Here is a 12509-nt window from a genome sequence, read left to right as displayed (position 1 = left end):
ATCCCGTCCTGCTGAGGCTCAGGGGGCTGCCGTCCGGTGTTCCAGGAGACCCGGCGGATCCGGGACATGTCGCCAAGGGCGTTCGTCACCGTGTCGACCTCCTCTGCTCGGCCCCAGGAAGGCGTCAGTTCGGTCAGGTCAGGGTGGCGTTCGCCATCCAGGCGGCGGGCTCCTCAGCGGTGAGCCGTACCTTCCAGGGGCGGGGCGCCGAACAGGCGGCGGCCGGCCAGGCTCACATAGACCAGCGCCACCAGGACGGGCACCTCGATGAGCGGACCGACCACCCCGGCCAGGGCCTGACCGGAGGTGACGCCGAACACCCCGATGGCCACCGCGATGGCCAGCTCGAAGTTGTTGCCCGCCGCGGTGAACGCCAACGTCGCGGTGCGGTCGTACGGCAGGCCGATCGCCCGCCCGAAGAGGAACGAACCGCCCCACATCACGGCGAAGTAGACCAGCAGCGGCAGTGCGATCCGGGCCACGTCGCCGGGCCGTTCACCGATGGTGTGCCCTTGGAGGGCGAACAGGACGACGATGGTGAACAGCAGGCCGTACAGGGCGACGGGTCCGATCTTGGGCAGGAACCGCTCCTCGTACCACTGGCGGCCCTTCGAGCGCTCGCCGAGCTTGCGGGAGACGTATCCGGCGGCCAGCGGGACGCCCAGGAAGATCAACACGCTTTGCGCGATGTCCCAGGCGGAGATCTGCAGCGCGGTCCCTCCACCGAGGCCCAGCCAGGCGGGCAGGATCTGCAGGTAGAACCAGCCCAGGGCGGCGAACGCGACCACCTGGAAGAGGGAGTTGATCGCGACCAGGACGGCGGCGGCCTCCCGGTCGCCGCAGGCCAGGTCGTTCCAGATGAGCACCATGGCGATGCAGCGGGCCAGCCCGACGATGATCAGCCCGGTGCGGTAGGCGGGCAGGTCGGGCAGCAGGGTCCAGGCCAGGGCGAACATCAGCGCCGGGCCGACGACCCAGTTCAGCAGCAGGGAGGACAGGAGCAGGCGGCGGTCGCCGGTGACGGCGCCGAGCCGGTCGTAGCGGACCTTGGCCAGCACCGGGTACATCATCAGCAGCAGTCCCAGGGCGATCGGCAACGAGATCCCGGCGACCTTGACCGCCTCCAGAGCGGCGTTCAGGCCGGGTACGGCCCGGCCGAGCAGCAGCCCTGCCGCCATCGCGACCCCGATCCACACCGGCAGGAACCGGTCCAGCGTCGACAGGGCGCCGATCACCCCCGCCCGCTTCGCCGTGGCGGAATCCGATACACCGGCAGACGATGACGACGAGGGCGAGGTGGGCATGAGGGTTCCTTCGAAGCCGGTCAGGCGGGAGCGGGGACGGTGATCAGGCCGGACAGCTCGGCCAACGTCTCGGGCACCAGGCGGTAGTACACCCACGAGGCGCGCCGCTCCGAGACCAGCAGGCCGACTTCTTTGAGGACTTTCAGGTGGTGACTGATGGTGGGCTGGGAGACGTCGAAGGCGCCGGTGATGTCGCACACACACGCCTCGCCACCGGCGTGGCTGGCCACGATCGACAGGATCCGCAGCCGCACCGGATCTCCCAGTGCCTTGAACACCCGGGCCACGGCGGCCGCCTGATCGGCGTTCAACGGCTCGCGCGTCAGCGGCGAACCGCACTCCAACAGTTCCAGCGGCTCCATCGTCTCCCCTTTCGACCACCCCGGCCGTTTATCTATATTGACACCTGTCTATACATAAGCGGTGTGAGCGGCCGGGTCAGCGGTGCGGACCAGGCGCGGAGGGCGGCGCCGAGTCGGATGCCGGCACGCCGAGATCGGCCAGCAGGACGCGCACCCGGCGCTCGATCTCGTCCCGGATGGGGCGCACCCACTCCGGCCCCTTGCCCATCGGGTCGTCGACCTTCCAGTCCTCATAACGCTTGCCGGGGAAGATCGGGCAGGCGTCCCCGCAGCCCATGGTGACCACGACGTCGGCGGCCTGGACGATCTCCTCGGTCCACGGCTTGGGGAACCCCTTGGAGATGTCGATGCCGACCTCGGCCATGACGGCGATCGCGGTGGGGTTGATCTCGGAGGCGAACTCCGAGCCGCCCGACCAGGCCACGGCGCGCCCACCGGCCAGGTGCTCGAAGAAGCCCAGTGCCATCTGGCTGCGACCGGCGTTGTGCACGCACAGGAACAGCACGATCGGCCGCCCGTCGGAGCGGCCCTCGATGCGGGCCAGGGCGTACAGGCGCTGACGGGCGAAGCGCTCGGCCAGCAGCGGCAGGAAGTTGGCCGCCGCGGCCTTGCCGGCGAACCGGTCGTAGCCGGTGTGCAGGAACCGCTCGATCGTCTCGGCGCCGAAGAGGCCGGTGAACTCCTCGCTCAGCCGGCAGGCCGCGGTGGTCAGGGCCAGGTGCTGGTCGATGGTCAGATCGTCGCGCTTGTAGGTACCGGTCACGGCAACGCTCCCTGAATGCCCTCATGGAATCGACGGCTGTCGAATTCGACTTCTGTCGATATCGATGCTCGTCGATTCTAATCGGGGCGAGCGGCGCGTGAACAGCCCTGACTCACCTCGCGCTCCCCGACGCGGGCAGCCCGCACCTGGCCGAGCTCCCTGCCTGTCGCCCTCCCCCTCCGCCCAGGGCCTTCGGGAGAAGCTCCCGCCCGCAGCACTCCGGCCCCGTACGGCGAAGCGCCGGGGCTTGCGGGCGGGCGAACGACGGCCGCCCTCCAGGCCGGGCAGGGGCAGGTCACCTCCAGGTGCGATCCGCAACGCGGCTTGGCCGGGAATCTGCGAAATCCTCGGCGGCCACACCGTCCGCGGGGCCGAGGGTGAAACCGGCCGCCGTCGATCCTCGCCCCGTCTGAGGGCCTCCCATGTTCTCGCAGCGGCTCCACCAGGGTTTTCTGAGGCGGCTCTCACCTGGGGCTCTGTCGGGCGGCTGAGGCGGGCGGGAAGAACAAGACTGTTGTCCACGCATTTTCTCGTGCACGGTTGTCGGCGTCCCCACCCCATGCCGACAGGAGTTCCCGCATGTCCGAAACGGTGCCGCTGCATCTCGCGGGCAACAACGCCCCCGTCGCCGAGGAGGTGACCCTGGAACCGTCCAAGGTCGTCGGCGAGATCCCGGCCGAGCTGGGCGGGCAGTTCTTCCGCAACGGGCCCAACCCGCGCACCGGCTGGTCGCCGCACTCCTTCGCGGGCGACGGCATGATCCACACCATCGCGCTGGAGGGCGGCAGGGCGCGCTGGTACCGCAACCGGTACGTGCGCACGCCGCTCTACGGGAACCCCGGCCGGTCCCGCTTCGCCCTCGCCTTCGACCAGGAGACCGGCCGGATCGACTACCGCGTCACCACCGCCAACACCCACCTGATCACGCACGCGGGCCGGCTGTTCGCCCTGGAGGAGGGCGGCTTCCCGTACGAGGTGACGCCGGACCTCGCAACGATCGGGGCGTACACCTTCGACGGGGCCCTGCGGACCCCGATGACCGCGCACCCGAAGACCTGCCCGATCACCGGTGAGCTGCTGTTCTTCGGCTACCAGCTGCGCCCGCCGTACCTGACCTACTACCGCGCCACGGCCGCCGGCGAAGTGGTGCAGAGGCGGGTCGTGGACGTGCCGCGGGCGACAATGACGCACGACTTCGCCATCACCCGCAACCACGTGATCTTCATGGACCTGCCGGTCGTCTTCGACCCCGCCCAGGCGGCTGCGGGCGGGCCGCCGTGGCGCTGGGACGACGCGCACCGCGCCCGGTTCGGCGTGCTGGCGCGTACGGCCGGCGACGACGCGCCCGTACGCTGGTTCGACGTCGTCCCGTGCTACGTGTGGCACACCATGAACGCCTTCGAGGACCCGCGGGGCGACACGATCACCGTCACCGGCACCCGCGTCCCCACGCTGTGGCACGGCGGCGCCGACGACCTGGAGGGCGGGCTCCCGATCGTGTACCGCTGGACGCTGGACCTGAGGTCGGGCACGGTCACCGAGGAGGCGCTCGACGACGCGCCCAGCGAATACCCCCGTGTGGCCGACTCGATGCTCGGACTGCCCCACCGTTACGGCTACACGACGAGCTTCTCCCTGGGCCCCGAGCCTGAGCGGTCGGAGATCTACGCCTACGACCTCACCTGCGGCGGCGAACGGGCGGTGCACCGCCTCCCTCCAGGCCACACCTGCGGCGAGGCCGTCTTCGTGCCCCGGGCCGGGACCGGTGAGAACGAGGGCTTCCTGATGACGTTCGCTCACGACCGTGGCGCCGGTACGAGCTACCTGGCCATCCTGGACGCCGCCGACCTGGCCGCGGCCCCGCTCGCCGAGGTACACGTCCCGGTGCGCGTCCCCGCGGGCTTCCACGGAAACTGGATCCCGGTCTGAGCATCGAGGAGCGCAGACCGGATGCTCGTCCCCGTCCTGGCAGACGGTCCTGCCGATCCCACCGACAGCAGCATGTGGTCAGCTGATTCCGATGTAGAGCCGGGGTGGCGTGCCAGGCGTTTTCGATGCCGGGCATGCCGAGAGGACCGGCGCCGGCCAAGGCCACGTCGCGTTACAGATCACCTCCAGAAGGTGACCACTTTGCATATTTACACGCAAAGTGGTGCAAAAGTCGCGGAACACCGCCCGTTCAGGCGGGGGGTACGGCCCTGGCCGACGGTCGCGCCTGGGCCGTGGCCTTCGGAACCGTCGCGGAGACGGTGGCGACGGCGTGCTGGAGGCCGGTGTGCACGTGCAGGAGGGACAGGACGCCGGTGATCGTCAGCAGGCGCAGCGGAATCGGCTGGAGTTCGGCCAGGTGGAGGCTGCTGCCCTCCCGCTCGGCGGCCATGTGGGCGGCCAGCAGTACCGTCAGGCCGCCGCTGTCCAGGAAGCCCACCCCGCTCATATCCACGATCACCGGCTTGCCCCGCCGCCGGGCCTGGACCAGGGCCGCCTCCAACTGGGCGGAGGTGGTCGCGTCCACCTCGCCGACGACGCACAGCAATGTGGCGTCGAGCAGGTATGTGCTCGTGGTCATCAGACCAGGACGGCATCCGGAATGAGAGGCGGGCATGGCGTGCTCCAACATCGATCCAGCGTCCAGACAACGCGGGAGAACTACCTGACTCCCACCATAATGCCGAAGTATATTTCCGGAAAGACCATTCGGTGTCCGCTGGCGGAAGATCCCCTCACGGGGAGACGGACACACCCCGAGATCAGAAAGCACAATGGTTGCCATGGACAGGCCTGCCGATCGTTCCTCCTGGACCTTCCTCACCCACCACGCACGCGTGCTGCTGGAGATCGCACGCCACCCGGAAAGCCGGCTGCGTGACATCGCCCAGAGCATCGGGATCACCGAGCGCGCGGTCCAGGGAATCGTGGCCGACCTGCACCAGGCCGGATATCTCACCATCGAGCGCGTCGGCCGGCGCAACCGCTACCACCTCAACCTCGAACGCGGCTTCCGTCACCCCACCGAGGCCCACGCCCCGGTCCGCGCCCTGGTCGAGCTGTTCGCCGCCTTCGACGCCCCGAATCTGCCGAAGCAGGCCGACTCCCACAGGGCCCCCGCGCCGATCTCCTCATGAGACCGGCGCACGTCGGCCGTCGTCCTCGACCTCAACTCCGCGACCCCGCAGCGCCGATCTCTTGTGAGACCGGCGCACGCCCGGCGCCGAACACCCGGAGTCGTCTCTCACTCCGAGACTCTCACTCCGAGACGAGCAACTCGGCGACGGCCTGACCGACGCTGTCGCGCAGCTCGAAGCGCGGCAGCAGGCCGGTCTGGTCCAGCAGGTGCCGCAGGCCGTGGGGAATGCCCACCAGCAGCAACCGGCCGGTGGCGGTGTCCTCGACACGCTGACGTGTCCAGGCCAGAAGGCCTACCGCGGTGGAGTCGTAGAAGGTCAGCCGGGACAGCTCCAGCACCAGCGTGGTCCCGAGCTCTGCTCCCAGGCCGCCTTGACGTGGCCGGCGAGCGTGGGGGCGGTGATGAAGTCCAGGTGGCCGCCGACCCGCAGCACGCTGCAGTGCCCGTGATGGACCACCTGAACCCGCAGGTCCTGCCTGGAGGAGCTCACCTCGTTCTTTCCTCTCGTCGCCCTGGCCGGTGAGCCGTGTGCGATACCCCGTCCTCGGGCGACAATGCCTGCTGTCCGCCTCAGGGCGTCGTCAAAAGTCGTGTCGTCGCCCCTGATGGCGGTCCCTGCAACGTGACCGGGCTCATCGGACGGAACCTGCTCGGCCCCTGACCGTGGCTACGGAAGTCCTGGGCTTGTGGCGGCCGACCTCGCGGGTGACGTGCCGAAATGCCGGTGGGGGGTGCCTGAGCGTCAACCGGTCCGGTCACCGGGTCGGACCGATCCACGTTCCCAGGCCAGGGCCGCGACCACACCGATGGCATAGGCGACCAGGTCCCATGGGTCGGGGAACGCGCCGACCAGGACACCGCCGACGCCCGGCAGGGTCATGCCGACTACCTGGTAGAACTCGACGGCGGCGGCGATCGCGGCCGTGGTCAGGGCGCGGCGTGCGGCGGTGGTGCGCCACAGCAGCCCCAGGAACGCGTAGACCAGCATGGTGGCGCTGACGTCGCTCACGTAGCCGCGGACGAACGGCTGCCCCGGGCCCCGGTAGAGAAGGACGAACGCGCCGACGGCGAGAGCGACGCCGCCCAGCAGAACCATGGCGCGGCGCATGAGGCTGACATCTTCTCCGAATCTCAACGATCAGGACGAACCTGATCATAGAGTTCGTCCCCTATGGCGGCACGCCGATCGCGTCAGGTCGGCGACCGCGCGGTGGGAGGTGGACAGGGCCTCCGGTACCGCTGATCCCAAGGGACGGCCACGCCCGGATCCATGAATGGGACACGGCGCTCAGATCTCGGCCCTGAGCGACAGTGCCCGGCACAGAACCACGACCTCCTCCACCCAGGCTTCCGGCCGTGCCTGGTCGAAGCTCGCCATGGTCTCCAGCGCCCGGTACCGCTCGAACGGCAGGTCCGGCAGGCGGGCCTCGGCCAGCCGCCGGGCCCGCCACTTCGGCAGCTGGGAACCGTAGACACCACGGCTCTCCAGTAGCGCGTCGACGGCATGGCCGAGTGCCTGGCGTGCCGACAGCACGGCGCCGGTGACATCGCCGGTGGCGAGTTGGCCCAAGGCGTCGTCGAGGCAACCGTCCGCTGCGGCCAGCCACCTGCACCTGCAGGGCAGGACGGGAACCAAATCCGCAATTCGCTTTCAACAAGGCAGCACATTGACATCGGCCAATGATTGACAACAGAAGCATCATGTTGTCAAATTTTGCGGTGTATCGGGGGCGGGCACGGGGAAGGAGCATGTTTGGGCATGCGTATACGCAAAGGTCAGACCTCACGAGGAAACCTTGCGCATCTCAGATCCCGGCCCCTGGTCCTGCTTTCAACCGCCACCTTCATAAATACGGTCGGCAACGGCCTTTTTGTCACGACCAGCGTCCTTTTTTTCACCCGTGTCCAGGGAATCTCTCCGCAGCAGCTCGGTATCGGACTCACCCTCGGCGGCCTCTGCGGCATCGCCGTCGGCTACCCCATGGGAGTCTTCGCCGATCGATTCGGCCTGGTCCGGGTCCTCACCGCCCTGCTCGTGCTGGAGAGCGTCGGTGTGCTCGCCTACCTGCTCGCGGACACCTTTCCCGCATTCCTCGTGGCCGTCGCCGTCGTGACCTTCCTGGACCGAGGCGCGATCTCGGTGCGCAACGCTCTCGTCTTCGAGGCCTTTCCGCCGGAGGAACGCCTGCGTGGCCGTGCCTACGTGCGCGCCGTCGGCAATGCCGGGACGGGTTTGGGAGCCGCGCTGGCGGCCATCGCGCTGGTGGCCGACACCCCGACGGCCTACCGCCTCATCGTGATCGTCAACGCGGTGACCTTCCTCGTCACCGCCGTGCTGATCCGTAGGATCGGGCACCGCCGGATCACCGGCCACCGCGAGCCGGCGTCGACGGGTGTCCGGCGCACCGGCGCCAACCCGTTCAGAAACACGCCGTTCCTCGGGATGACGTTACTCAGCGCGATACTCGCGCTGCACATAGCCATCCTGGAAGTCGGTCTGCCCCTGTGGGTGACGACGAACACGAGCGCGCCTGCCGTCATCATCTCGGGTTGTCTGATTCTCAACACCGTTATGGTCATTCTTCTCCAGGTACGCCTCAGTCGAGGTTTGGACGATCCGCGCCGGGCCGCCACCGCCTGTTTTCGTTCCGCGGTGGCCTTCGCCGTCTCCTGCGCCGCGCTCGGTTCCGCGGCGTTCTTCGGCCCGCTGATGGCCACCGCGCTGGTGCTGGTCGGCACGGCGACACTGACGCTGGGCGAAATCCTGTCCTCCGCGGGAGGCTGGAGTCTGAGTTATGACCTCGCGGACCCTTCGACCCCGGGTTCTTACCAGGGCGTCTTCAACAGCGGAATCGCGGCGGGCGGGCTGCTCGGTCCCCTCGCGGTGACCTCTGTCATTCTGCCCTTCCACCTGGGCGGATGGCTGGTCTTCGCCCTTGTCTTCTTCCTGGCCGGGAGCGGCTTCTACCCCTTCGCCCGCAGGGCGTCCACAAAAAGCAGTTCACCGGACACAGATCTCGACGAACTCCACGAAGGGAAGCCGGCCTCTCCGAACTGACTCCGACGCGTCGCCGCGGAAGGAGCGTCATTCTTCACCTCGCCTCACTCACCCGGCCGGGGAACCAATTGGCCCGCCGGTGCGGAATTCACAGGCCCCCCGGGCGCAACCGTTCGGGGTCACCCTTTCCAGGACCATGCGACGACCACGAAGGTCGAGCGCTGCGCCGTTCTCGGCATGACCCACGCCGTCGGTCATCGGGGACCCGACGGTGAGAAGACCATGGTGGACGGGCCGGTCGGTCCGGCCTTCCGCCGCCTGGCCCTGGTGGATCCGGACAACGGAGCGCAACCGTTCCTCAGCGACGACGGTTCCGTCGTCCTGATCGCGAACGGCGAGGTGTACAACCATCGCGACCTGGAGAAATCCCGGATCCCCGACGTGGCGCTGCGGACCAGATCCGACTGCGAGGTCCTGGCCCACCTTTACGCCCGGGAGGGACGCCACTTTCTGGATCACGTCGCGGGTGTGTTCGCCATCGCGCTGTGGGACCGCAAGCGCCGGACTCTCGTGCTGGCGCGAGACAGATTCGGCATCAAACCCCTCTACTACGCGCGGGTGGGCGACCAGGTGGTCTTCGACTCCGAGATCAAGGCGTTCTTCCAACACCCCGAGTGCCCGAGAGCCGTCAACTGGGACGTCGCGCTCGGCGAACAGACCCTGACCGTCGCGCCGTACCTGTCCCAGGAGCCTGCGACGTCCTGGTTCAGAGGTGTCGAGATGGTGCCCGCGGGGGCGATCGTCACCATTGACCTGACGTCGGGATCCACCACACGGCATGACTACTGGAAGCTGCCCGACTTCGACGGGCAGGCGTCGCTCTCCGACGAGGAGTTCGTCACCGCCTACCGCGAGCTGCTCGCGGAGTCCGTGCGCGACTGCGCCGACATCGAAGGGTCGAGCCGGATCATCACGCAGACCGTCGTCGCGAAGTGCGTCAGCGGGAGGGTCATGAACCTGGGACCGGTCTCGGGGAGCGGCAACAGCGGCTACAACGTGGCGGTCTCCGATCCGGTGACCATCTCCTGCTGACCGCGCCATCTTGGCCTCAATCGATCAGCAGACCTGCGAGGGAACCGGCCGAGCGCGCCTTCCGGTTCCGTTGCGGGTCCCCCACCGACGCCCGAGCAGCCGAGACCGCGCCCGTCGCCGCCGGAGAACCGGTCGCGACGACGGTCCGTCCGCCGGCGCCGCCCACCGACGCGCCGGGCCTGCCGTCGTCTCCGTCGCGTGCGCGGCGCCGACCGCACCGTCACGCCGGTAGCGAGCGAAACGCTCACCGAGAGCGCGGACCCCCGCGGCGAGCTTCGAGCGCGTCCAGGATCAGGTCCAGGCCGTAGCCGAACTCACTGGTGTAGTCGTAGCCCGGCTGCAGGGCGTGGTCACGGATCATCTCGGTGAGATACGGCAACTCCTCCGCAGGCAGATGCCGGAGGATGCCGCCCGCCACCTCCTCGACATCGTCCGGCGTCCTCACCGGCAGGTTCGCCTCCTGCAGGACGAATCCGGAGACGTAGCTGTCGATGAGCGAGACGGCGTGCGCGGCCATCGGCAACGTGAACCCCGCCTCACGCAGGACGCCCAGGACGGCGTCGTGGTGACGCAGTGTCGCCGGTCCCGGATCGCGCCGGGAGTCCATGAGGCCGAGAGCCCAGCTGTGCCGGGACAGGATCACCCGTGCGGAGAAGGAACGCGTACGGATCGCCTCACGCCAGTCGTCGCCTTCGGCGCCGGGTAGCTCGATCGCCGCGAACACCATGTCGACCACGCCGTCGAGGATCGCGTCTTTGTTCGGCACGTGGTGGTAGAGCGACATCGCCTCCACGCCCAGCTCCTGCGCCACCCGGCGCATCGTGATCGCCTCCACGCCGCCGCGATCCGCGACCCGGATCGCGGCTTCCAGCACGAGGCCTCTGTTGAGCGGTTGCGATGGTGGCACGACGGCTCCGGAGTCCGGACGGGTTGACAGCCTTACGAGCGTAAGCCAACCTTACACCCGTAAGCAGCCTTACCGCCGTAAGGCTCTTCGGGTTCGCGTCGGCCAGGGTTCGGACCTGTGACGCGCCCGCCGGGGCGAGAGAAGGAGATCTCCATGCCGATGCCGAGGTGGTGGGGACACGTGAACAAGAAGGTGTTCAACCCCCGCGCGATAACCGGCGGTAGATGGCCGGTGCTGATTCACGTCGGCCGCGTTTCCGGTGCCACGTACCGCACGCCGATGGACGCGCATCCCGTCAACGGCGGTTACCTGTTCGTTCTGGTGTACGGATCGCGCTCCGACTGGGTGCGGAACGTCCTGGCCGCCGGAAACGCGCGGCTCCGGGTCGACGGGAGAGAGGTGGAACTCACCGCCCCACGCCTCGTCGGGAAGGACGAGGCGTTCCAGGCCCTCCCCGATGAGGTGGCACGCCCACCGAAGCCGCTCCGCATCACCGAGTTCCTCCGCATGGACCTGCTCACAGGCTGATCCCGGCGGTCCTCGACCTGCGCGTCAGTCTTGCGCCCTCAGAGAGCCCGAACCCCGCCGATCCGGCACCGACCACTCCGTCACCATCGGGATCACAGGACAACCATCATGCATACGAACAGGCGGGCAGCCGCGATCGCGGGCACATTGGTCGTCGTCAGCATGATCGCCGGTGTGCTGAGCATCGTTCCCGCCCTTGATGAGCCACGCCGTCTCGCTCTCGTTTCCGCACACGAGAGCCAGGTCATCGTCGGCGCGATCGCCCAGTCCATCATGATCCCCGCCTACGTCGGGTTCGCGTTGTGCGTCTATCCGGCGTTGCGGGCGGAGAACGAGGCGCTCAGCCTGGGTTTCCTCGGGTTCAGGCTGATCGCGGCGACGTTCCACTTCATCGGCGTGATCACCTTGCCCCTGTTCCTCGTCCTGGGCCATGAGTTCGCCGAAGCCGGCGCTTCGGACACGTCCCACCTTGAGGTCTTGGGCGAGTTGCTGCGGACGGCACGCGACCTGGTCAACCATGTCGCGTTGATCATCGCGTTGAGCCTCGGAGATCTCCTGCTGTTCCGCGTTCTGTGGCGGTCGAGATCCGTCCCCCGGTGGCTGTCCGGATGGGGATTCCTGGGAATCGGAGCGGCCATGTCGGCGAGCTTCCTGGTACTGCTTCGCCTGACCGACGTGGCCACACCGCTCTACCTGACCATGAACGCGCCGCTGGGCCTGCAGAGCCTCGTCCTCGCCGTGTGGTTGATGACGAGGGGTTTCGCCACGAACGCGCCGACCACGGTCCACCGGTACGGCTGACGCACGGGCCGTCCCACCCTGTCGCGACGGGCGTGGCGGGCCTGCGGCGGTCGTGACCGCAGGCGGGCCCGTCAGTGGTGGTAGGCGTGGACGACCGCGTGCCCCCGTCCCTTGCCGATGATCCACTTGTTGATCGGTGTGGTCACCAGGAACGCCACCAGCAGGGCGACCGCCAGCGCGCCCCAGAACAGCCCCGTGGTGAGCCCGGCGTCCATGGCACCGGGGATGACGAGCATCACGCCGTTGTCCACGATCTCCATCACGATGATCGACACCGTGTCGGCCGCCAGAGCCAGGGTGATCGCCTCCTTCCAACCCACCCCGGCCCGGCGAAGCGGGATGAGGGTGAGCAGGTAGCCGAAGAAGAAGGCCAGCACGACGGCCAGCACGATGGACGGGAGCGTGTGCCAGCCCAACGCGGTGGCGATCACCAGCCCGAGCACCTCACCGATGGCGCATCCGGTCAGGCAGTGCAGGGTCGCCGAGGCCGCCATCCGCCAGGTGACCTTGCCGTGGCCGGCGTGCGCGTGCTGGTCGTGGTCGTGGTGGCCCGCGTGCTCGTGCCCCGCCTGCCCGGACATGCCGTGCCGACTGTGGTCGTGGTGCTGCTCGGCCATGGGAACTCCA

General features: G+C 68.5%; 16 protein-coding genes. 6 read left to right on the top strand and 10 right to left on the bottom strand.

Going from position 1 to position 12509, the window contains the following annotated elements; genetic code table 11:
• Positions 1 to 173 precede the first annotated feature (173 nt).
• The 3 genes from arsB to ABZ463_RS25795 all read right to left on the bottom strand — a co-directional run bounded on the left by arsB (position 174) and on the right by ABZ463_RS25795 (position 2429).
• On the bottom strand, positions 174 to 1235 hold the full coding sequence (arsB, locus tag ABZ463_RS25805) for an ACR3 family arsenite efflux transporter (protein ID WP_362779774.1): 1062 nt from the start codon (positions 1233 to 1235) through the stop codon (positions 174 to 176).
• A gap of 89 nt (positions 1236 to 1324) precedes the next feature.
• Positions 1325 to 1666, bottom strand: a complete 342-nt coding sequence (locus tag ABZ463_RS25800) for a metalloregulator ArsR/SmtB family transcription factor (protein ID WP_352014934.1) — start codon at positions 1664 to 1666, stop codon at positions 1325 to 1327.
• A gap of 76 nt (positions 1667 to 1742) precedes the next feature.
• Positions 1743 to 2429: an arsenate reductase ArsC gene (locus ABZ463_RS25795; RefSeq protein ID WP_362779772.1), complete on the bottom strand. Its 687-nt coding sequence runs from the start codon at positions 2427 to 2429 to the stop codon at positions 1743 to 1745.
• Positions 2430 to 3008: 579 nt separating this feature from the next.
• Between ABZ463_RS25795 and ABZ463_RS25790 the strand changes: the two genes are divergently transcribed.
• Positions 3009 to 4358: a carotenoid oxygenase family protein gene (locus ABZ463_RS25790; RefSeq protein ID WP_362779770.1), complete on the top strand. Its 1350-nt coding sequence runs from the start codon at positions 3009 to 3011 to the stop codon at positions 4356 to 4358.
• A gap of 250 nt (positions 4359 to 4608) precedes the next feature.
• On the opposite strand, the gene ABZ463_RS25785 is transcribed toward ABZ463_RS25790, so the two are convergent.
• On the bottom strand, positions 4609 to 4998 hold the full coding sequence (locus ABZ463_RS25785; RefSeq protein WP_352014937.1) for an STAS domain-containing protein: 390 nt from the start codon (positions 4996 to 4998) through the stop codon (positions 4609 to 4611).
• A 202-nt stretch (positions 4999 to 5200) separates the two neighbouring features.
• Between ABZ463_RS25785 and ABZ463_RS25780 the strand changes: the two genes are divergently transcribed.
• Positions 5201 to 5554 (top strand): helix-turn-helix domain-containing protein, encoded by a 354-nt coding sequence (locus ABZ463_RS25780; RefSeq protein ID WP_352014938.1) that lies wholly within the window; start codon positions 5201 to 5203, stop codon positions 5552 to 5554.
• A 121-nt stretch (positions 5555 to 5675) separates the two neighbouring features.
• Here the strand turns inward: ABZ463_RS25780 and ABZ463_RS25775 are convergent, their stop codons facing one another.
• The 4 genes from ABZ463_RS25775 to ABZ463_RS25760 form a co-directional block, all read right to left on the bottom strand.
• Positions 5676 to 5894 (bottom strand): STAS domain-containing protein, encoded by a 219-nt coding sequence (locus tag ABZ463_RS25775; RefSeq protein ID WP_362779766.1) that lies wholly within the window; start codon positions 5892 to 5894, stop codon positions 5676 to 5678.
• Entirely contained in the window at positions 5873 to 6046 is a 174-nt protein-coding gene (locus tag ABZ463_RS25770) for a hypothetical protein (protein ID WP_362779764.1), read from the bottom strand. Before ABZ463_RS25770 ends, ABZ463_RS25775 begins: the two co-directional genes overlap by 22 nt.
• 252 nt (positions 6047 to 6298) lie before the next feature.
• Positions 6299 to 6664 carry a DUF2809 domain-containing protein gene (locus tag ABZ463_RS25765; RefSeq protein ID WP_362779762.1) on the bottom strand — a complete coding sequence of 122 codons (366 nt, stop codon included), beginning with the start codon at positions 6662 to 6664 and terminating at the stop codon, positions 6299 to 6301.
• A 180-nt stretch (positions 6665 to 6844) separates the two neighbouring features.
• The gene (locus ABZ463_RS25760) at positions 6845 to 7126 is read right to left on the bottom strand and encodes a hypothetical protein (RefSeq protein ID WP_362779760.1); all 282 of its coding nucleotides are present in this window, start codon (positions 7124 to 7126) and stop codon (positions 6845 to 6847) included.
• Between the two features lie 189 nt (positions 7127 to 7315).
• On the opposite strand from ABZ463_RS25760, the gene ABZ463_RS25755 reads away from it, so the two are divergent.
• Positions 7316 to 8614 (top strand): MFS transporter, encoded by a 1299-nt coding sequence (locus ABZ463_RS25755; protein WP_362779758.1) that lies wholly within the window; start codon positions 7316 to 7318, stop codon positions 8612 to 8614.
• Between the two features lie 177 nt (positions 8615 to 8791).
• A complete protein-coding gene (locus ABZ463_RS25750; RefSeq protein WP_362779756.1) occupies positions 8792 to 9646 on the top strand; it encodes a hypothetical protein in 855 nt (284 codons plus the stop codon).
• A 244-nt stretch (positions 9647 to 9890) separates the two neighbouring features.
• Here the strand turns inward: ABZ463_RS25750 and ABZ463_RS25745 are convergent, their stop codons facing one another.
• Positions 9891 to 10553, bottom strand: a complete 663-nt coding sequence (locus tag ABZ463_RS25745) for a TetR/AcrR family transcriptional regulator (RefSeq protein WP_362779754.1) — start codon at positions 10551 to 10553, stop codon at positions 9891 to 9893.
• 153 nt (positions 10554 to 10706) lie between these two features.
• On the opposite strand from ABZ463_RS25745, the gene ABZ463_RS25740 reads away from it, so the two are divergent.
• Both ABZ463_RS25740 and ABZ463_RS25735 read left to right on the top strand, forming a co-directional pair.
• The gene (locus ABZ463_RS25740) at positions 10707 to 11081 is read left to right on the top strand and encodes a nitroreductase family deazaflavin-dependent oxidoreductase (protein WP_362779751.1); all 375 of its coding nucleotides are present in this window, start codon (positions 10707 to 10709) and stop codon (positions 11079 to 11081) included.
• A gap of 108 nt (positions 11082 to 11189) precedes the next feature.
• The gene (locus ABZ463_RS25735) at positions 11190 to 11882 is read left to right on the top strand and encodes a DUF4386 domain-containing protein (protein ID WP_362779748.1); all 693 of its coding nucleotides are present in this window, start codon (positions 11190 to 11192) and stop codon (positions 11880 to 11882) included.
• Positions 11883 to 11953: 71 nt separating this feature from the next.
• Here ABZ463_RS25735 and ABZ463_RS25730 read toward each other — a convergent pair whose 3' ends face one another.
• Complete coding sequence (locus tag ABZ463_RS25730; RefSeq protein WP_352014950.1) at positions 11954 to 12499, bottom strand: DUF4396 domain-containing protein; 546 nt, start codon at positions 12497 to 12499, stop codon at positions 11954 to 11956.
• Positions 12500 to 12509 lie beyond the last annotated feature (10 nt).

Source organism: Streptosporangium sp. NPDC020145, assembly GCF_040631275.1.
Classification (GTDB): Bacteria; Actinomycetota; Actinomycetes; order Streptosporangiales; family Streptosporangiaceae; genus Streptosporangium.
This window is presented reverse-complemented; position numbering and strand designations above follow the sequence as displayed.

What these genes read in the sequence shown, in the direction of transcription:
- ABZ463_RS25765 (WP_362779762.1), bottom strand. Translation starts at nt 6,664, where the DNA reads ATGCGCCGCGCCATGGTTCTGCTGGGCGGCGTCGCTCTCGCCGTCGGC.
- ABZ463_RS25750 (WP_362779756.1), top strand. Translation starts at nt 8,792, where the DNA reads ATGACCCACGCCGTCGGTCATCGGGGACCCGACGGTGAGAAGACCATG.
- ABZ463_RS25730 (WP_352014950.1), bottom strand. Translation starts at nt 12,499, where the DNA reads ATGGCCGAGCAGCACCACGACCACAGTCGGCACGGCATGTCCGGGCAG.
- ABZ463_RS25785 (WP_352014937.1), bottom strand. Translation starts at nt 4,998, where the DNA reads ATGACCACGAGCACATACCTGCTCGACGCCACATTGCTGTGCGTCGTC.
- ABZ463_RS25755 (WP_362779758.1), top strand. Translation starts at nt 7,316, where the DNA reads ATGCGTATACGCAAAGGTCAGACCTCACGAGGAAACCTTGCGCATCTC.
- ABZ463_RS25790 (WP_362779770.1), top strand. Translation starts at nt 3,009, where the DNA reads ATGTCCGAAACGGTGCCGCTGCATCTCGCGGGCAACAACGCCCCCGTC.
- ABZ463_RS25740 (WP_362779751.1), top strand. Translation starts at nt 10,707, where the DNA reads ATGCCGATGCCGAGGTGGTGGGGACACGTGAACAAGAAGGTGTTCAAC.
- ABZ463_RS25735 (WP_362779748.1), top strand. Translation starts at nt 11,190, where the DNA reads ATGCATACGAACAGGCGGGCAGCCGCGATCGCGGGCACATTGGTCGTC.
- ABZ463_RS25780 (WP_352014938.1), top strand. Translation starts at nt 5,201, where the DNA reads ATGGACAGGCCTGCCGATCGTTCCTCCTGGACCTTCCTCACCCACCAC.
- ABZ463_RS25800 (WP_352014934.1), bottom strand. Translation starts at nt 1,666, where the DNA reads ATGGAGCCGCTGGAACTGTTGGAGTGCGGTTCGCCGCTGACGCGCGAG.